Below are 18,516 nucleotides of genomic sequence, written 5' to 3' on the forward strand. Positions count from 1 at the left end.
GGCCCGCATCCGTCATGTCCGCATCCCGCCACCGGCACCCGCGGCCTGCCCGAATTCGCTCCACAACCTTCGCTTGCGGTGAAACTTCAGGGCGCGCCGACGATCCCAATGTATGGACCCGCACCAACCAATACGGCCGGGGTCGCGCAAAACCCGCGTCAACCCACCTTGCCAACATCCGCCGGGTTCGGCTCTTGCCGCTACCCAGTTATAGAATCGGACAGTCATGCCGCAGGCGCTTTTGCTCCGCCCCGGTATGTCCTACCAGACCCTAATGCATCCCCAAAAATTTAGGGAAGCCTATAATTCTACTATTCTTTCAAGCAGACATTCAAGCGACAGATAGCCAAGCTACTCCATGGGCACCATTACCAATCAAGCCGATCTGGCCAAGATGCGCGCGGCCTGCCAGGACGCCGCCAAAGTTCTCGATTTCATCACCCCCTACGTCAAGCCGGGCGTCACCACCGGCGAGCTGGACCGGTTGTGCCTGGAGTACCTGACCGACAAGCTGGGCGTGAAGTCGGCCACCGTGGGCTACGCGCCGCCCGGCTATCCGCCCTTCCCCGGCGCCATCTGCACCTCGGTCAACCATCAGGTCTGCCATGGCATCCCGGGCGACAAGGTGCTGAAAAATGGGGACTCATTGAATATCGACGTCACCATCATCAAGGACGGCTGGTTCGGCGACACCAGCCGCATGTACGCGGTGGGCGAACAGTCCATTCTTTCCCGCCGCCTCAGCGAAATCACCTTCGAGTGCATGTGGAAGGGAATCCAGCAGGTCAAGAATGGCGCCACGCTGGGCGACGTCGGCCACGCGATCCAGAAGCACGCCGAAGCCAACGGCTTTTCCGTGGTGCGCGAGTTCTGCGGCCACGGCATCGGCCAGCGCTTCCATGAAGACCCGCAGGTGCTGCACTACGGCAAGCCGGGCACCGGCGTGCCGCTGACCACCGGCATGCTGTTCACCATCGAGCCCATGATCAACGCCGGCCGCCGCGAGATCCGCCAGCTGTCCGACGGCTGGACCGTGGTCACCCGCGACCACAGCCTGTCGGCCCAGTGGGAGCATGCCGTATGCGTGACCGAAACCGGCTACGAAGTGCTGACCCTGTCGCCCGGCATGCCCCAGCCGCCGGCCTTCATCACCGAACCCCTCGTCATTCCCGCCGTCTGACGCCCCGACGCCCGCCGCCATGACCGCCGACACCCTCAGCGCCCTGCGCGCCCGCATCCAGGAAGCCCGGCAGGCGGCGGTGGCCCAGTTCCGCAGCCACGAAAGGCCGGACCCGCTGCTGACCGAACTGCGCCGCATCGTCGACGCCGCCCTGCGCGACCTGGTCAAGCACTGCCCCCTGCCCGCCGGCGCCACGCTGGCGGCCGTGGGCGGATACGGCCGCGGCGAGCTCTACCCCCATTCGGACGTCGATCTGCTGATCCTGCTGCCGCACGCCCCCACGCGCGAGGACGAGGCCGCCATCGGGCGGCTGGTGGCCGCGCTCTGGGACCTGGGGCTGGAGCCCGGCCACAGCGTGCGCACCATCGAGGACTGCGAGCGCGAGGCCGAGGCGGACATCACGGTGGAGACGGCGCTGCTGGAATCGCGCTGGCTGGCCGGCAGCCGCGCGCTGATGAAGAAGTTCGAGGCCGCCACGCAGTCGCGCCTGGACCCGCGCGCCTTCTTTCGCGCCAAGCGCGTCGAGATGCAGCAGCGCCACGCCCGCTACCACGACACGCCCTACGCGCTGGAGCCCAACTGCAAGGAATCGCCCGGCGGGCTGCGCGACCTGCAGGTGATCCTGTGGATGGCGCGGGCGGCCGGCTTCGGCGACAGCTGGCGCTCGGTGGCGCAGGCCGGCCTGCTGACCTCCTCGGAGGCGCGCGACCTGCGCCGCGCGGAACAGGCCTTCAAGCGCCTGCGCATCGAGCTGCACCTGCTGGCCAACCGGCGCGAGGACCGCGTGCTGTTCGACCTGCAGCCGGCGCTGGCCGAGGTCTACCGCATCCACGCCACCGCCACGCGCCGCGGCAGCGAACTGCTGATGCAGCGCTATTACTGGGCCGCGCGCCTGGTGACGCAGCTGAACGGCATCCTGGTGCAGAACATCGAGGAACGGCTGTTCCCGCGCCCCGACAGCGACGCGCGCGAAATCGACGACGATTTCCGCAACCTGCGCGACCGGCTGGACATCATCCGCGACGACGGTTTCGAGCGTAACCCCACCCTGCTGCTGCGCGCCTTCCTGGTGATGCAGCAGCATCCGGAACTGACCGGCATGTCGGCCCGCACGCTGCGGGCCATCTGGCATTCCCGCCACCGCATCGACGCGCAGTTCCGCCGCAATCCGGTCAACCGCAAGCTGTTCCTGCAGATCCTGCAGCAGCCGCGCGGCATCGTGCACGAGCTGCGGCGCATGACCATGCTGAACATCCTGCCGCGCTACCTGCCGGTGTTCCGCCGCATCGTCGGCCAGATGCAGCACGACCTGTTCCACGCCTATACCGTGGACCAGCACACCCTGGCCGTGGTGCGCAACCTGCGCCGCTTCACCATGCCGGAGCACGCGCAGGAATATCCGCTGGCCAGCCAGCTGATCGCCGGGCTGGACCGGCACTGGCTGCTGTACGTGGCGGCGCTGTTCCACGACATCGCCAAGGGCCGCGGCGGCGACCACTCCGAACTCGGCGCGCGCGAGGTGCGCAAGTTCGCGCAGGACCACGGCATGGAGGCCGAGGACACCGCCCTGGTCGAATTCCTGGTGCGCCAGCACCTGCTGATGTCGGCCGTGGCGCAAAAGCGCGACCTGTCCGACCCGGCCGTGGTGCAGGACTTCGCGGCCATCGTGCAGAACGAGCGCCGCCTGACCGCGCTGTACCTGCTGACCGTGGCCGACATCCGCGGCACCAGTCCCAAGGTCTGGAACGCCTGGAAAGGCAAGCTGCTCGAAGACCTGTACAAGCTCACGCTGGCCGCGCTGGGCGGCGCGCACGCCGACGCCCACACCGTGCTGGCCGAGCGCAAGGAAGAGGCAGCCCGCCTGACGCGGCGGGCGGGGCTGCGCGACGACGCCCGCGAGGCCTTCTGGAACCAGCTGGACGTGGCGTATTTCCTGCGCCACGACGCCTCCGACATCGCCTGGCACACGCGCCACCTGTACCACCAGGTCGAGCCGGCGCAGGCCGTGGTCCGGGCCCGCCCCACCGAACACGGCGAGGGCCTGCAGATCATGGTGTACACCCGCGACGCGCCCGACCTGTTCGTGGCGATCTGCGGCTATTTCGACGCCAAGTCGCTCTCCATCCAGGACGCCCGCATCCACACCACGCGCCACGGCTGGGCGCTGGACAGCTTCATCGTGCTGCTGCCCGAAGGCGCCAGCGACCTGCGCGCCCAGGCCACCCTGGTCGAGCACGAGCTGGCCGAACGCCTCAAGGACCCGCATGCCGCGGCGCAGCGGCATGGCACCGGCGGCGGCTATTACGGCCGCGGCCGCCAGTCCCGCGTGTCGCGGGTGTTCCCCATCATGCCGCAGGCCGAGCTGCAGCCCGACGAGCGCAGCACGTCCTGGCGACTGTCCGTCATCGCCACCGACCGCCCCGGCCTGCTGCACGCGCTGGCGCGCGTCTTCGCCGAACACGAGGTCAACCTGGTCATGGCCAAGATCATGACACTGGGCGACCGGGTCGAAGACGTGTTCATCGTAGACGGCGCGGCGCTGACCCGCCCGCGCAGCCAGATGCAGTTCGAGCGCGACGTCCTGGACGCGCTGGCCGGCGAGGAAGCCGGCCGCCGCGCCGCCTGAATCCGCCCGTCCGGCCGGCATCGCCAGCGCCGGCCGGACGGCATACAATCCCGGTTTTCGGCCACGCGGCGTCCGCCATCCATGCAGCTCAATGACTACCTACGCGTCTTCGGGAGCAGCTTTTTCTTCGCGCTGGCCACGCTGCTGCCGTTTCTCAATCCGCCCGCGATCGCGCCCATCTTCCTGTCGCTGACGGAAGGCGCTTCTTCCGCGACCCGGATGGTGCTGGCCAAGCGCGTCGCCATCAACGTCTGCCTGATGCTGATCGTGGCCATGGTGGCCGGCAACGTGCTGCTGATTTTTTTCGGGATTTCGCTGTCCATCGTGCGGGTCGGCGGCGGCATGCTGGTGATCGCCAGCGCCTGGCGCCTGGTGAACTCGCCCGACGCCGACACCGAACGCGTGGCGCGCATGGCCGAATCCTTCACCCCCGAAATGGCCAAGGCCCGCGCCTTCTATCCGCTTACCTTCCCGATCAGCTGCGGCCCGGGCTCGATCGCCGCGGCCATCACGGTCGGGGTCTCGCTGCGCGACCAGAACCACGTGCTCAGCCTGGTGCGCCTGGGCGGCTCGATCCCGGGCATTATCGTCGTGTCCGTGACGCTCTACATCTGCCTGCGCTTCGCCGCGCAGATGCTGCACCGGCTCGGCGATAATGGCACCGCCGTATTCATGCGGCTGTCGGCCTTCATCATGCTGTGCCTGGGCGTGCAGATCTTTTGGGAAGGCTCGCGCGAACTGCTGCTTGGCGTCCTGCAGCAGGTGATGCAACCAATTCCGATTCCCAAGGCCTAAGCCCCTGCCTTTCGCAACCACTACCGCAGAACAATGACCTCACGCTCCGAACGCCTGCTCCGCCTCATCGCCCTTTTCTGCTTCGGCGCGGTCGGCATCGCCCTGATATCCCAGCACGTCTTCGACATGCCGCCCTGCGCCTGGTGCGTCATGCAGCGCCTGATCTACCTGGCGATCGGCATCGTCGCGCTGGTGGGCGGGTTCGGCGGCGGACGCGCGCTGACCCGCGTCTGCGGCGCGCTGTCCGCGCTACTGGCGGCCGCCGGCGTCGTCGCCGCCTGGTACCAATACAGCGTGGCGGCCAAGATGCTGTCCTGCGACCAGACCTTCGCCGACCGCTTCATGAGCGGCACGGGGCTGGACGGCGCGGTGCCATGGCTGTTCGGCATCTACGCCACCTGCATGGACGCCGTGGTGTCGGTGCTGGGCATCGAATACGCCCTCTGGAGCCTGGCGCTCTTCGTCATCGTGTTCTTCATGGCGCTGCCGGTCGTGTTCGGGCGCGGGCGCGCGTGACGCCCCGCATCGCAAGGCAGTGCACACCTCCCCTGCAGACCCGCACGCGGACAGACTGCGCGCACTGGTGGCCGCGCATGCGCCGCTGATGCGCTGGCTGCATGCCGCGCGCGACCACGGGCCGGCCGACGGCTGCATCGCCGCCGCCGCGATCCGTTCGCTGGTCTGGAACCATCTGCACGGATATCCCGCGGCCAGCCATGCGCCCGCGGACCTGGATTTCGTGTATTACGACGCCTCCGACCTGTCCGCCAGGCACGAAGCCGAGGCCGCCATTCGCTTGCGGGCGGCGGCTCCCGATGCGCCGTGGGAAGTCGTGAACCAGGCGCGCGTGCATCTCTGGCGTCGCGATGGCGCAGGTCGCGCGCCGCGTCCGGCGACCTCGCTGGCCGACGGCATGGCGGCCTGGCCCGAAACGGCGACCTGCGTGGGGGTGAGCCTGACCCGCGACGGCCAACTGCGCATCGTTGCACCGCACGGGCTGGACGACCTGTTCGCGCTCGTGCTGCGGCCCAGCCCCAACGCCGACCCCGCCGCCTATGCGCAGCGCCTTGCCGCCAAGCGCCATCCGGAAATCTGGCCTCGCCTGACCGTCATCCCCGCGGTTCCCGCATGACTGAACCCACCTTGAAATACCTCACCGGCTACCCCGAACACCTGTTGCTCCAGGCGCGCAAGCTGCTGGACCAGGGCAAGCTGGGCGCGGCGCTGCGGTCGCGCTATCCGGCGGGCGCGCACGGCGTGCGAACGGACCGCGCGCTGTACCAGTACGTAACGGACCTGAAGAATACGCACATGCGCAACGGCGACCAGATCAACAAGGTCGCCTTCGACAGCAAGATCCACGTGATCCAGCACGCGCTGGGCCAGCATACCTACGTGTCGCGCGTGCAGGGCGGCAAGCTCAAGGCCAAGCATGAGATCCGCGTGGCGACGCTGTTCAAGACGGTGCCGGCGGAATTCCTGAAGATGATCGCGGTCCATGAGCTGGCCCACCTGAAGGAGAAGGACCACAACCGGGCCTTCTACAACCTGTGCCTGCACATGGAGCCGCAGTACCACCAGTACGAGTTCGACCTGCGGCTGTACCTGACCCACCTGGACCATGTCGGCGAAGCGCTCTGGCCGGCCGCTGGCGCGGGCCTATAAGGCGGCCAGCGCCACCTCGATCACATCCAGCAGGCATTGGCGCCGCTGCGGCGCGGGGCTGCCTTTGGCCAGCACCCGCAGCCCCTGGACGGTGCCGACGAAGAACCGCGCCAGCGCCCGCGGGCTTGTCGTGGCGGCGATCTCGCCCGATTGCTGTCCGCGCCGGATCAGTTGCTCCAGGGCTTTTTGCAGGCTCAGGAAGTTGTGCGCCACCAGTTCGGCGACCGCGACGTCCTGCCCCGCCAGTTCCAGCGAGGCGTTGGCGGCCAGGCAGCCGCGCCGCTGCGGATCGCGCAACTCGTCCTCGGCCACGCGCATCAGCAGCTGCCGGATCAGCGCCTTGGGCGAGCCAGGCCCGGACAGCAGCGCCACGTTGGACGCGGTGACGGCCTGGTAGCGGCGCAGGGCCTGCCGGTACAGGCCCTGTTTGTTCTCGAACGCGTTGTACAGGCTGCTGCGCGACAGGCCGGTGCCGTCGACCAGGTCCTGCACCGACGTCGCGGCATAGCCGCGCCGCCAGAACACCTGCATGGCGGCGTCGGCGATGTCGTCCGGCTCGAACGCTTTGGTGCGCATGGCAATCCGCCTGACTGGAATGATCGTTCCGGCCAATTTACGATGCAGGCCCGGCAGCGTCAACGGCCCAAAACAAAGAACCCTCCGGTTCAAGGGAGGGTTCTTCGCAAGGCCCGCGGGATTCAGGCGTCGTTGGCGGCGTAGCCCATGTTGAACTGCAGGCCGCTGGCGCCGCCCTCGTCGCCGGGCTCGCCGCGCGACTGGCCCAGGCGCGCCAGGTACTCGGCGGTGATGTCGCCGGTGACGTACTCGCCGTCGAAGCACGAGGCCTCGAAGCGCGACAGCCTGGGATTGATGTCGCGCACCGCCTGCTGCATGTCCTGCAGATCCTGGTAGACCAGGTTGTCGGCGCCGATCGCGCGGGCGATTTCCTCGTCGCTGCGGCCGGTGGCGATCAGCTCGCTCTGCGTGGGCATGTCGATGCCGTAGACGTTGGGGAAGCGCACCGGAGGCGCGGCCGAGGCGAAATACACCTTGTTGGCGCCGGCGGCGCGGGCCATGTCCACGATTTCGCGACTGGTGGTGCCGCGCACGATGGAGTCATCGACCAGCAGCACGTTCTTGCCCTTGAACTCCATGCCGATGGCGTTGAGCTTCTGGCGCACGGATTTGCGGCGCACCGCCTGGCCCGGCATGATGAAGGTGCGGCCGACGTAGCGGTTCTTGATCAGGCCTTCGCGGTAGTCCAGGTTCAGGCGCGCGGCCAGCTGCATGGCGGCCGGACGCGAGGAATCGGGAATCGGCATGACCACGTCGATGTCGCCCAGGCGCATGTTGCGCGCCACCTTGTCGGCCAGGTATTCGCCCATGCGCAGGCGCGCGTCATACACCGACACGCCGTCGATCAGCGAATCGGGACGCGCGAAGTACACGTATTCGAAAATGCAGGGCACCAGCTGCGGGTTCTCGGCGCACTGGCGGCTGACGAAGCGGCCGTCCAGGTCGATGAACACGGCCTCGCCCGGCTCGACGTCGCGCACGAAGGCGAAGCCGCTGCCTTCCAGCGCCACCGATTCCGAGGCGACCATCCATTCCACGCCCTCTTCGGTTTCCTGGCGGCCGATGCACAGCGGCCGGATGCCGTTGGGATCGCGGAAGGCCAGCAGGCCGTAGCCGGAAATCTGGGCCACCACCGCGTAGGCGCCACGCACGCGCTTGTGCACGGCCGCCACGGCGCGGAACATCGCGTCGTCGTCCAGCGACACGCCATTGGCCGCCGACTGCAGTTCGTGGGCCAGCACGTTCAGCAGCACTTCCGAATCGGAATTGGTGTTGATGTGGCGACGGTCGACGCGGTAGAGCGATTCGCGCAGTTCGCGCCAGTTGGTCAGGTTGCCGTTGTGGGCGAACATGATGCCGAACGGCGCGTTGACGTAGAACGGCTGGGCCTCTTCCTCGCTGGCGCTGGAGCCGGCGGTGGGATAGCGCACCTGACCGATGCCCGAGGTGCCCGGCAGCGCGCGCATGTTGCGCGTGCGGAAGACGTCACGCACCAGGCCGTGGGCCTTGTACATATTGAACTGGTTGCCTTGCGACGTCGCGATGCCCGCTGCGTCCTGCCCGCGGTGCTGCAACAGCAGCAAGCTGTCATAGAGCAACTGGTTGACCGGCCCGCGCCCGATGACCCCTACGATTCCACACATGGTGAGATTTCCTGGTTGATTTGAAGCAGATCAATACGGCAGCCACGTCGCCAGGGACGGCGGCAGCCAGGTCTTGATATGTTTGATGGCCTCGATGGCCGAATGCGAAAACATGGCGTCCTGCCACCACGGCTCCTGCGGCAGCGGCGTATAGCCGGCCGCGGCGACCAGCGCCAGCACGATCAGCAGGCCGCGCGCCAGCCCGAACATGCCGCCCAGGCCGTGGTCGGCGGGGCTCAGGCCGGTGCTGCGGATCAAGGCGGAAAGCGTCATGTTGACCAATCCCACGCCGAGCAGCACGATGATGAACACCGCCGCGTACGAAACTCCCATGCGCAACAGCGTTGTTTCAATATAGGGCTCCAGCCAGGCGTAGACCGTGGGCCCCCACCATATCGCCGCCACGAAGGCCAGCAGATAGGCGACCAGCGACAGCACCTCTTTCAGCAGGCCGCGCACCAGTCCCAGCACACCCGAAACCACCAGGATGGCCAGCACGACGAAGTCGAAGCCGGTCACTATTGCGCGGCGATGAAACCATTGTCATAGCCCAGGGTGCGCAACCGCGCCTGGGCCGCCTGCGCCGCCTCGCGCGAGGGGAACGGCCCCACCCGCAGACGGTACTGCTGCTTGCCGTTGATCGTGGCCTGTTCGACGAAGGCGTTGGTCACGCCCGCCTGGTGCAGCTTGCTGCGGCGCGACTGCGCATCCTCGGAGGTCGTGTAGGCGGCGATCTGGAGTACGAAATTACCCTTGGTGGCCGCGGGCTTGGCGGCCGGCTTGGGCGCCGGTTCGGCGCGGCCTTCGAGCAGCGCCAGCGCGCGCGCGCCGTCGTCGGAGCGCGAGTCCTGCTTGGGCGGCGTGGCCGGCTTGGGCTCGGGCTTGGCTTCCGGCTTGGGCGGCGTCACGGGCTTGGGCGGCGTGGCCGGCGGCGTCGCCGGCTGCGCGGCCGGCGGGGTCGCCGTGGCGGGCGGCTGCACGGACGCGACCGCGGGCGGCTCGGGCACCGGCTCGGCCGGCGCGGCGTCGGCGGGGGCCGGCGTTTCCGGCGCGGCGACCTGCGGTTCGCTTACTTGCGGCTGGAACGGCGTATTGCGTTCCGGCACGCGGATGGGGATGTTGTCGGCCACGGGCTCGGGCTGGGAATCGAGCACCATGGGCAGGATGATGACAGCGGCCAGCACCAGCGCGACCGCGCCTGCCAGCCGGCGCCGCGCGCGCCCGCGCAGCTCCGCAGCCTGCACTTCGCTAGGCACTGCCGCCCTTCTGGAGGACTGCGCCTGGTCGGCAGGATCTTTGCGTTTGAAAAAACCCATGGGGGAGAATTCCTTGCGGCTATAGGGCGGGCGGCGAGCCGCCTGTGAGCCCGCCTGGGAGCGTTTGACCCGTTCTTGACCCGATCTTGCCTTAGGCCTTGCGGCCCAGCGCCTGCAAAACCGAGGCTACCGTCAGAAACGATCCGAACACCACGATTCTATCATTCTCGCCCACCCGTTCACGCGCCGCCGCAAAGGCCTGGGCCGGGTCGGCGTAGGCGCTCACGCCGGGGCTTTCGCCGCCCGCGGGCACCGGCGGCAAGGCGGCCGCGACCTGCTCGGCCAGCGCCTCGCCGGTGGCGCCGCGCGGCCCGGGCAGCCCGGCGCAATACCAGTAGTCGACGCGCGTGCCGAGCTTGGCGACGACGCCGGCCAGGTCCTTGTCGTTGAGCATGCCGAACACCGCGTGGGTATACGGGTGGAAGCTCATGTTGTCCAGGTTCTGGGCCAGCACGGCCGCGGCGTGCGGGTTGTGCGCCACGTCCAGGATGATGGTGGGCTGGCCGGGCAGGATCTGGAAGCGGCCGGGCAGCGAGGCCTGCAGCAGCCCCAGGCGCACGGCCTGCTGCGGCACCGGCAGGCGGTCGCGCACCGATTCCAGCGCAGCCAGCGCGGCCGAGGCGTTGAGCAGCTGGTTGGCGCCGCGCAGCGCCGGATAGGCCAGCGAGTTGCGGCGCTGGCCGCGCCCGCCGTAGGCCCATTGCTGGCGATCGCCGGAATAGTTGAAGTCGCGGCCGAACAGCCACAGGTCGGCGCCGATTTCCGCGACGTAGTCGAGCAGCGACTGCGGAGGCGCGGGATCGCTGCAGATGGCGGGACGGCCGGCGCGGTAGATGTGGGCCTTTTCGAAGCCGATCTTCTCGCGCGTGTCGCCCAGCCAGTCGGTGTGGTCCAGGTCGACGCTGGTGACGATGGCGCAATCGGCGTCGACGATGTTGACGGCGTCCAGGCGGCCGCCCAGCCCCACTTCCAGCACCACGGCGTCCAGGCGCGACTGCGAGAACAGGCGCAGGATGGCCAGCGTGGTGAATTCGAAGTACGTGAGGGAGACGTCGCCGCGCGCCGCCTCGACCGCCTGGAACTGCTCGATCAGGGCCTCGTCGGTGGCGATCTGGCCGTTGATGCGGGCGCGCTCGTTGAAGTCGATCAGGTGCGGCGAGGAGTACAGGCCGACCTTGTAGCCGGCCGCCAGCAGGATGGATTCCAGCATGGCACAGGTCGAGCCCTTGCCGTTGGTGCCGCCGACCACGAACTTCATGGCGTTCAGCTCCAGCCCCAGGCGCGCGGCCACCTCGCGCACCCGGTCCAGGCCCATGTCGATCGCGGTGGCGTGGATGGATTCCAGGTACTGCAGCCAATCGGACAGGCTGGCGGAAGCATCAGGCGTGCGGACAGAAGACATGGCGGGGCCGTAAAGTGGCATCAGAGTGGAACCAGCCGCGGATTTTAACAGTCCGGGCCCGGTGTTTTCCCTAATCCCCCAGGGCGCGAAGCGGTATCCGGGCCGAAAAACCGCTTGCCGATTCTTTTCTCATACATAAAAATAAATTCACATATGAAAATTTGAGGGAAAAACATGACCACTGGCAAGACGCCCCGCTGGCTGGTCCGGGAAGCCGACGTCCCGGGCTACCACCCCGCCAACCACACCGGCACCCTGAACCGCCGCCTCATCGGCCCGGACACCGTCGGCGCCCGCGGCGTGGAGGTGCTGCTGGGCGTCATCGAAAAGGGCAAAGGCGCGCTGCCCCACGCCCATCCGGGCATCGAACAGGTCTGCTACCTGATTTCCGGCACCGCGCGCGCCCAGGTGCAGGACGAAGCGGCCGACATGGGCCCGGGCGACTGCTGCTACTTCCCGCCCGACGTGCCGCACGTGTTCACGGTCACCAGCGACGAGCCGGCGCGGCTGCTGGTGATCTACACGCCCCCTTATGAAGAATCCCCGGATCGCGTGATCCGGGACTTTCCGGCGCCCCCCTCCGCCGCCTGAAGCGGCGGCAGCCCCCGCGACCGCGGCCGCAGAAGCCGCGCCGCGGGCCGACAACACAGGAGACAAACCATGAAATTCCTGAACCTGCTGAAGGCCGTGCTGGTCGGCGGCGCGGCCCTCGCGGCCGCCCCGCAGGCCCAGGCGGCCGACTATCCGGTCAAGCCCATCACACTGATCGTGCCGTTTCCGGCCGGCTCCGGCACGGACGCCGTGGGCCGCATTTTCGGTTCCGAGCTGTCGGCCATCCTGGGCCAGCAGATCGTGGTGGAGAACAAGCCCGGGGCCAACGCCACCATCGCGGCCGCCTACGTGGCGCGCGCCAAGCCGGACGGCTACACGCTGTTCGTCACCACCAACACCTCGCACTCGGCCGCCCCCTGGCTGATGAAGAACGTGCCCTACGACCCGGTCAAGGACTTCACGCCGATCGCGCGCGGCGGCAACCTGCCCTTCATTCTGGTGGTCAACCCCAAGCGTCCGTGGAAGAACGTCGGCGAGCTGGTGGCCGACGCGCGCCAGCGCCCGGGCCGCATCACCTACGCCAGCGGCAACAGCACCGGCATCGTCGCCGGCGCAACCCTGGCCAACCGCGCCAAGATCGACATCCTGCACGTGCCCTACAAAGGCACGCCGCAGGCCCTGACCGACGTGGTCGGCGGCCAGGTGGACTTCATGTTCACCGACCTGGCCTCCGGCCTGCCCTTCGTGCAGTCGGGCCAGTTGCGGGCGCTGGCCGTGTCCACCGCCGAGCGCAGCGCCATCGTGCCGGAACTGCCCTCCATGGCCGAGGCCGGCGTGCGGGACTTCGACCTGAACTCCTGGAACGGCTATTTCGGCCCGGCCGGCCTGCCGCCGGAGATCGTCGCCAAGCTGAACGCGGCGATCAACCAGGTGGTGTCCAAGCCCGAGGTCAAGCAGCGCCTGGCCGGCCTGGGCTTCGACGCTTTCTCCGGCACGCCGCAGGACTTCGGCCGGTTCGTCGGAGAGCAGCGCGACCTGTGGGGCAAGCTGATCCGCGACGCGGGCATCCAGCAGCAATGAGCGCCCAGCCCACCCCCACCGCCGCCGGACCGCTCGCCGGCGTGCGCATCCTGGACCTGAGCTCGGTCGTCATGGGCCCCTACGCCACCCAGGTCCTGGGCGACCTGGGCGCCGACGTCATCAAGGTGGAGCCTCCCGCCGGCGACAACCTGCGCGCCGTCGGTCCCATGCGCAACCCCGGCATGGGCCACCTGTACCTGCACCTGAACCGCAACAAGCGCTCGGTGGTGCTGGACCTGAAAACGCCCGAGGGCCTGGAGGCCTGCCTCAAGCTGGCCGAAAGCTGCGACGCCCTGCTCTACAACATCCGCCCCCAGGCCATGGCGCGGCTGGGCCTGTCCTATGAGGCGGTGGCCGCGCGCAACCCGCGCATCGTGTACCTGGGCGCCTACGGCTTCAGCGAGGCCGGCCCCTACGCCGGACGGCCCGCCTACGACGACCTGATCCAGGGCCAGACCGGCATCGCCGCCCTCGCCGCCCAGCAAAGCGGCGAGCTGCCGCGCTACGCGCCGCTGACGCTGGCCGACCGCGCCGTCGGCCTGCACGTAGCCATCGCGCTGGTGTCGGCGGTGCTGCACGCCCGCGGCAGCGGGCGCGGCCAGCAGGTGGAGATCCCCATGTTCGAGGGCATGGCGCACATGATGCTGGGCGACCACCTGGGCGGCGCCACCTTCGAGCCGACGCTGGGCCCCACCGGCTACGCCCGCCTGCTCGCGCCGCACCGCCGTCCCTACGCCACGGCCGACGGCTATATCTGCCTGCTGATCTACAACGACAAGCACTGGCGCAATTTCTTCGACCTGATCGGGCGGCCGGAATTGTGCGTGGACCCGCGCTTTTGCAGCCACGGCGCGCGCGCCGCCCATATCGACGAGGTCTATGCCTTCGTCGCCGACGTGATCGCGACGCGCGCCAGCCAGGAATGGCTGACCGAGCTGGCGCGGGCCGATATCCCGGCCTCGCAGCTCTACACGATCGACGGCCTGCTGCAGGACGAGCACCTGGCGGCCACCGGCTTCATCCGCCACGTGGACCACCCCAGCGAAGGCCCGATCCGCACGCCCGCCCCGCTGGGCCGTTACGAAGGCACCCCGACCGCCCTGCGCCGGCCCGCCCCGCGGCTGGGCCAGCACAGCCGCGAAGTACTGGAGCAGGCCGGCTACGACCGCGCCAGCATCAACGCCATGGCAGACCGTGGCATCACCCAGGATGGAAACGACTGATGGACTTTGAATTCACGCCCGAGCAACTGGCCCTGCGCGACGCCGTCGCCCGCATCTGCGAACGCTATCCCGACGAATACTGGCAGGAACGCGATCGCGAAGGCGGCTTTCCCGAGCCGCTGCACGCCGACCTGGCGCGCGACGGCTGGCTGGGCATCGCCATGCCGCCGGAATACGGCGGCGCCGGCCTGGGCATGACCGAGGCCGCGCTGATGATGCAGACCATCGCCGCTTCCGGCGCGGGCTTTACCGGCGCCTCGGCCGTGCACATGAACATCTTCGGGCTCAACCCCGTGGTGGTGTTCGGCAGCGACGAGCAGCGCCGCCGCTGGCTGGAGCCGCTCATCGCCGGCCGCGAGAAGGCGTGCTTCGCGGTGACCGAGCCCGACGCCGGCCTGGACACCACCAAGCTGGGCACGCGAGCCGTGCGCCAGGGCGACGAATACGTGGTGCACGGCCGCAAGATCTGGATCTCGACCGCCCAGGTCGCCCACAAGATGCTGCTGCTGGCGCGCACCACCCCGCTGTCGGAGGTGGAAAAGCCCACCCAGGGCTTGTCGCTCTTCTATACCGACCTGGACCGCGAGCGCGTCGAGGTCCGCGAGATCGAGAAAATGGGCCGCAAGGCCGTGGATTCCAACATGCTGTTCATCGACGGCCTGCGGATTCCGGTAGCCGACCGCATCGGCGAGGAAGGCCGCGGCTTCGAATACATCCTGCACGGCCTGAACCCCGAGCGCATCCTGATCGCCGCCGAAGCCGTGGGTATCGGCCGCGCCGCGCTGGAACGGGCGGTGAAATACGCCGGCGAGCGCGTCGTGTTCGGCCGCCCGATAGGCCAGAACCAGGGCATCCAGCACCCGCTGGCCCAGGCCTGGATGCAGCTGGAGGCGGCCGACCTGATGGTGTACAAGGCCGCCAGCCTGTACGACGCCGGCAAGCCCTGCGGGCCCTATGCCAACAGCGCCAAATACCTGGCGGCCGAGGCCGGCTACAACGCCTGCCAGACCGCGGTGATGACGCTGGGCGGCATGGGCTACGCCAAGGAATACACGGTGGAACGCCTGCTGCGCGAGAGCTTCATCCCGCGCATCGCCCCGGTCAGCCCCCAGCTGATCATGTGCTTCATCGCCGAAAAAGTGCTGGGGCTGCCCAAGTCGTATTGAGCGCCAGGCACTACGCCTGCTGCTCCAGCGCCGTGCAGGCCGAGCGCAGGATGCGGGCGTAGTTCTCCTGCTGGGGCTCGATGCGGTAGATCGGCCCGCCCACCGAGATGGCGTAGCGCTCGCCCGAGAGCGTGACCGGCCAGGCGATGGCGCCCACGTCGGCGATGGATTCGCCGCTGTTCATGAACCAGCCGCGCTCGCGCGAGCGCTCCAGGTCGGCCAGCAGCGCCTCGGGCGTGATCAGCGTGCGTTCGTTGTGGCGGGTCATGGGCATGCCGGCCAGCAGCGCGTCGCGGGCCGGCGCGTCCAGCACCGACAGCAGCGCCTTGCCCAGCGAATTGGCGTGTATGTCCTTGAACTCGCCGGCGACCGGCGCGTAGCGGATGGTGTGCGGCGAATCCAGCACGTCCAGGTACACCACCCGCCCGTCCTGGGTCAGCTTGGCGAAAACCACGGTTTCGCGGGTCGCGTCGCGCAGCTCGGTCAGGCTGGGATACACCCGGTCCAGCACCGGATCGGCGCGCGCGATGCGCTGCGCCATGGCCAGCAGCCGGCCGGTGGGGTAATAGCCCTGGCGCCGCCCGGTTTCATATAGATAGCCCAGCCCGGTCAGGGTGCGGATCAGCGCCAGGCAGCTCGATACCGGGACGTCGAGCAGCCGGGCCAGCTCCGACAGCGGCAGCGCGCGCTTTTCGCGGGCGTAGGTTTCGATGATTTCAATGACTCGCAGCGCCGTCTTGACACTCATTGCCCCGTCCGAACCTTTACGTGTGAAACATCTGGCCCGCCGGACACTAAAGTTCCCCGCGGGCCTGCCGTAATGGTAGCTGAGAATTCCCTGAAACCCGCGCGTTCCACCCGGACGCCCGCAACGCAGTTGGAGTCATGATGGCCGTAACCCCGTTAGCCCCTGCATCGTTCGTTCCCTTGCAGGCCGCGCCCGCCCCCGTGGCGGCTGACCCGGCCGTCAGCGTCACGCCCCCCGCCGCCTCCGCCAATGGCGGCGGCGCCGGCAACGCAACCTCCGAGCAGGCCGACTCGAACAAGCTGCCCCTGGAAAAGGCCCTGGAGGAAATCAACCTCCAGATGAAGGCGTGGTCCACCCGCCTGCAGTTCGAAATCGATCCGGACGTGCACCAGGTGGTGGTGTCGGTCGTGGACGCGGAATCGGGCGACGTGGTGCGCACGATACCCAGCGAGGCGGTGCTGAGGATCGCCAAGATGATCGTGAACATGCAGGGCAACGGCATCAAGACGAGTGCCTGAACACAGAATTAAAACGGCGTTTGACGCATGTTCAGCGCCAATCCGCCGCAGAAGCGTCGAATTAGGGTTGCCTTTTGCCCTTACACGCCAGATCGCCGGCCCCGTATTTTTGACAGAATCGCATTGCTAGGAAGGATTTCACATGGCTTCTATCACCAATCTCGGCTCGACCACCGGACTGCCCCTGGAGGAGATCCTCTCGAAACTGCAGGCCGCAGAAGACAAAAAGCTGAGCCTGTACACCAACCGTCAGGCCAGCTATGAGGCGCGCGTGAGCGCCTTCGGCCAGATCCAGAGCGCCGTGGAAGCCCTGCAGAAAGCCGCCGAGGCGCTGGGCAAGTCGTCCACGCTGGACGCCGTCAAGGCCAACGTCGTGGGCGACGGCCTGACCGCCACCGTCGGCGCAGACGGCGCGACCATGGGCGAGTACGCCATCAAGGTCAAGAACCTGGCGGCCGCCCAGACCCTGCAGTCCGGCAACGTCGGCGACCGCACCGCCTCCAACGGCGCCGACGGCTCGTTCGAGATCGAGCTCACCAACGGCGAGAAGCACACCGTCAACCTGAACGGCGACACCTCGCTCAACGGCATCGCCAAGGCCATCAACAGCGATGACAAGGCCGGCGTGCGCGCCACCATCATCACCAACGAAAACGGCAGCTACCTGATGCTGAGCGCCAAGGACACCGGCGTGCAGGCCTCGGTCAAGTCCATCACCGTGACCGGCGACCAGAAGCTGCAGGACATCCTGAGCTACAACTCCGGCACCGGCGCCCAGCTCACGCAGCAGACCGCCGCCGCCGACTCCGAGATCGAAATCAACGGCATCACCGTCAAGAGCGGCAGCAACAACGTCTCCACCGCCATCGACGGCATCACGCTGAACCTCACCGCCCTGACCGGCAAGGACAGCGTCACCGGGGCCGACAAGGTCGTCACCCTGAAGCTCGAAGGCGACACCACCGTGGCCAGCAAGGCGGTCAAGGATTTCGTCGACGCCTACAACGCGCTGCAAACCACGATCGGCAAGCACACGGCCTTCGACGTCGCCGCCCAGACCAACCAGGCCCTGACCGGCGACAGCACCGCCCGCGGCATCCAGTCGTCCATGTCCGGCGCGCTGCAGGTGGTCACCACCGAAGGGTCGCTGCGTTCGCTGGCCGACCTCGGCATCACCATGGACCCCAAGACCGGCCAGCTCAAGCTGGACCAGAAGGAACTGGACAAGGCCCTGGCCGAGAACCCCGCCGACGTCAAGCGCATCATGACCGCGCCCGACGGCCTCGCCGCCCGCTTCGACGCCGCCACCAAGGCGGTGCTGGGCAGCAACGGCTCCATCAAGATCAGCCAGGACGGCCTGAACGAGTCCATCAAGGACGTCAAGGACCAGCTGGCCCGCGCCAAGGCTTCCAGCACCGCGGCCATGGACGCGATGCGCGCCCAATTCATCGCTCTGGACAAGTTCGTCTCGCAGCAGACCGTGACGGCGAGCTACCTCGAGAAGCAGTTCGCGGCCATGAGCAAATCCAAGTAATTTATAGAAGATGCATTCATGACTTACGCCGCCCGCCGCCCCACCGGCTCCTACTCGGTGCGTTCCTATGCCGACATCGGCCTGGAGACCCAGGTCCTGGGCGCCAGCCCGGAAAGGCTGATTTCACTGCTGTACATGGGCGCCCGGGCGGCGATCGGGCAGGCCCGCCTTCACCTCCAGGAAGGCCGGGCGACGGAACGCGGGGCGGCCATCTCGAAGGCGATCAAGATCGTCGACGAAGGCCTGAAGACCGGACTGAACATGGACGCGGGCGGCGAAATCGCCGCCAATCTGGCCCGTCTCTACGATTACATCGTCCGCACGCTGCTGCTGGCGAACCTGCGCGCCGACGCCGCCGCGCTCGACACCGCCGACCGCCTGCTGGGGGATCTGGCCGAAGCCTGGCAGACGTCCATCGACCGCTCCGCCGTCGGCTTGCAGACCTGAAGGGCAGCTTACGCTCACCGCCCAGCCCTCGAACGCCCGAGATTT

At 68.1% G+C, this 18,516-nt stretch carries 19 protein-coding genes; 13 read left to right on the forward strand and 6 right to left on the reverse strand.

Going from position 1 to position 18,516, the window contains the following annotated elements; translation table 11 throughout:
- Positions 1–358: 358 nt before the first annotated feature.
- The 6 genes from map to A6B37_RS06720 all read left to right on the forward strand — a co-directional run bounded on the left by map (position 359) and on the right by A6B37_RS06720 (position 6,266).
- Complete coding sequence (map, locus tag A6B37_RS06695; RefSeq protein WP_111825270.1) at positions 359–1,180, forward strand: type I methionyl aminopeptidase; 822 nt, start codon at positions 359–361, stop codon at positions 1,178–1,180.
- A 19-nt stretch (positions 1,181–1,199) separates the two neighbouring features.
- Positions 1,200–3,806 (forward strand): [protein-PII] uridylyltransferase, encoded by a 2,607-nt coding sequence (locus A6B37_RS06700; RefSeq protein WP_102770944.1) that lies wholly within the window; start codon positions 1,200–1,202, stop codon positions 3,804–3,806.
- An 81-nt stretch (positions 3,807–3,887) separates the two neighbouring features.
- Positions 3,888–4,601, forward strand: coding sequence for a MarC family protein (locus A6B37_RS06705; RefSeq protein WP_111825271.1), 714 nt, complete (start codon positions 3,888–3,890; stop codon positions 4,599–4,601).
- Between the two features lie 33 nt (positions 4,602–4,634).
- Positions 4,635–5,117 carry a disulfide bond formation protein B gene (locus tag A6B37_RS06710; RefSeq protein WP_102770942.1) on the forward strand — a complete coding sequence of 161 codons (483 nt, stop codon included), beginning with the start codon at positions 4,635–4,637 and terminating at the stop codon, positions 5,115–5,117.
- Positions 5,118–5,136: 19 nt separating this feature from the next.
- Positions 5,137–5,733, forward strand: coding sequence for a nucleotidyltransferase family protein (locus tag A6B37_RS06715; RefSeq protein WP_210405777.1), 597 nt, complete (start codon positions 5,137–5,139; stop codon positions 5,731–5,733).
- On the forward strand, positions 5,730–6,266 hold the full coding sequence (locus tag A6B37_RS06720) for a YgjP-like metallopeptidase domain-containing protein (protein WP_111825272.1): 537 nt from the start codon (positions 5,730–5,732) through the stop codon (positions 6,264–6,266). Before A6B37_RS06715 ends, A6B37_RS06720 begins: the two co-directional genes overlap by 4 nt.
- Here the strand turns inward: A6B37_RS06720 and A6B37_RS06725 are convergent.
- The 5 genes from A6B37_RS06725 to folC form a co-directional block, all read right to left on the reverse strand.
- A complete protein-coding gene (locus A6B37_RS06725; protein WP_111825273.1) occupies positions 6,261–6,842 on the reverse strand; it encodes a TetR/AcrR family transcriptional regulator in 582 nt (193 codons plus the stop codon). The genes A6B37_RS06720 and A6B37_RS06725 overlap by 6 nt on opposite strands.
- A gap of 122 nt (positions 6,843–6,964) precedes the next feature.
- Positions 6,965–8,485 carry an amidophosphoribosyltransferase gene (gene purF, locus A6B37_RS06730; protein ID WP_111825274.1) on the reverse strand — a complete coding sequence of 507 codons (1,521 nt, stop codon included), beginning with the start codon at positions 8,483–8,485 and terminating at the stop codon, positions 6,965–6,967.
- Positions 8,486–8,515: 30 nt separating this feature from the next.
- A complete protein-coding gene (locus tag A6B37_RS06735; RefSeq protein WP_102770938.1) occupies positions 8,516–9,004 on the reverse strand; it encodes a CvpA family protein in 489 nt (162 codons plus the stop codon).
- On the reverse strand, positions 9,004–9,801 hold the full coding sequence (locus tag A6B37_RS06740) for an SPOR domain-containing protein (RefSeq protein ID WP_102770937.1): 798 nt from the start codon (positions 9,799–9,801) through the stop codon (positions 9,004–9,006). The genes A6B37_RS06735 and A6B37_RS06740 overlap by 1 nt, the downstream gene beginning before the upstream one ends.
- Before the next feature lie 91 nt (positions 9,802–9,892).
- Entirely contained in the window at positions 9,893–11,203 is a 1,311-nt protein-coding gene (folC, locus tag A6B37_RS06745) for a bifunctional tetrahydrofolate synthase/dihydrofolate synthase (protein WP_102771806.1), read from the reverse strand.
- A gap of 174 nt (positions 11,204–11,377) precedes the next feature.
- Here folC and A6B37_RS06750 point away from each other — a divergent pair, with 174 nt between their 5' ends.
- From A6B37_RS06750 to A6B37_RS06765, 4 genes are all read left to right on the forward strand, one after another.
- Positions 11,378–11,794, forward strand: a complete 417-nt coding sequence (locus tag A6B37_RS06750) for a cupin domain-containing protein (protein WP_111825275.1) — start codon at positions 11,378–11,380, stop codon at positions 11,792–11,794.
- A 69-nt stretch (positions 11,795–11,863) separates the two neighbouring features.
- Positions 11,864–12,835 carry a tripartite tricarboxylate transporter substrate binding protein gene (locus A6B37_RS06755; RefSeq protein ID WP_181390866.1) on the forward strand — a complete coding sequence of 324 codons (972 nt, stop codon included), beginning with the start codon at positions 11,864–11,866 and terminating at the stop codon, positions 12,833–12,835.
- The gene (locus tag A6B37_RS06760; protein WP_111825276.1) at positions 12,832–14,058 is read left to right on the forward strand and encodes a CoA transferase; all 1,227 of its coding nucleotides are present in this window, start codon (positions 12,832–12,834) and stop codon (positions 14,056–14,058) included. Before A6B37_RS06755 ends, A6B37_RS06760 begins: the two co-directional genes overlap by 4 nt.
- Positions 14,058–15,224, forward strand: coding sequence for an acyl-CoA dehydrogenase family protein (locus A6B37_RS06765; protein WP_102770934.1), 1,167 nt, complete (start codon positions 14,058–14,060; stop codon positions 15,222–15,224). Before A6B37_RS06760 ends, A6B37_RS06765 begins: the two co-directional genes overlap by 1 nt.
- Before the next feature lie 10 nt (positions 15,225–15,234).
- Here A6B37_RS06765 and A6B37_RS06770 read toward each other — a convergent pair whose 3' ends face one another.
- Complete coding sequence (locus A6B37_RS06770) at positions 15,235–15,972, reverse strand: IclR family transcriptional regulator (protein WP_102770933.1); 738 nt, start codon at positions 15,970–15,972, stop codon at positions 15,235–15,237.
- A 140-nt stretch (positions 15,973–16,112) separates the two neighbouring features.
- On the opposite strand from A6B37_RS06770, the gene A6B37_RS06775 reads away from it, so the two are divergent.
- The 3 genes from A6B37_RS06775 to fliS all read left to right on the forward strand — a co-directional run bounded on the left by A6B37_RS06775 (position 16,113) and on the right by fliS (position 18,471).
- Positions 16,113–16,490 (forward strand): flagellar protein FlaG, encoded by a 378-nt coding sequence (locus A6B37_RS06775; RefSeq protein WP_102770932.1) that lies wholly within the window; start codon positions 16,113–16,115, stop codon positions 16,488–16,490.
- Between the two features lie 142 nt (positions 16,491–16,632).
- A complete protein-coding gene (gene fliD, locus A6B37_RS06780; RefSeq protein ID WP_111825277.1) occupies positions 16,633–18,024 on the forward strand; it encodes a flagellar filament capping protein FliD in 1,392 nt (463 codons plus the stop codon).
- A gap of 18 nt (positions 18,025–18,042) precedes the next feature.
- On the forward strand, positions 18,043–18,471 hold the full coding sequence (gene fliS / locus A6B37_RS06785) for a flagellar export chaperone FliS (RefSeq protein ID WP_102770930.1): 429 nt from the start codon (positions 18,043–18,045) through the stop codon (positions 18,469–18,471).
- Positions 18,472–18,516: the final 45 nt, after the last annotated feature.

This window comes from Achromobacter sp. HZ01, from assembly GCF_003267925.1.
Taxonomy (GTDB): domain Bacteria; phylum Pseudomonadota; class Gammaproteobacteria; order Burkholderiales; family Burkholderiaceae_B; genus Achromobacter; species Achromobacter pulmonis_A.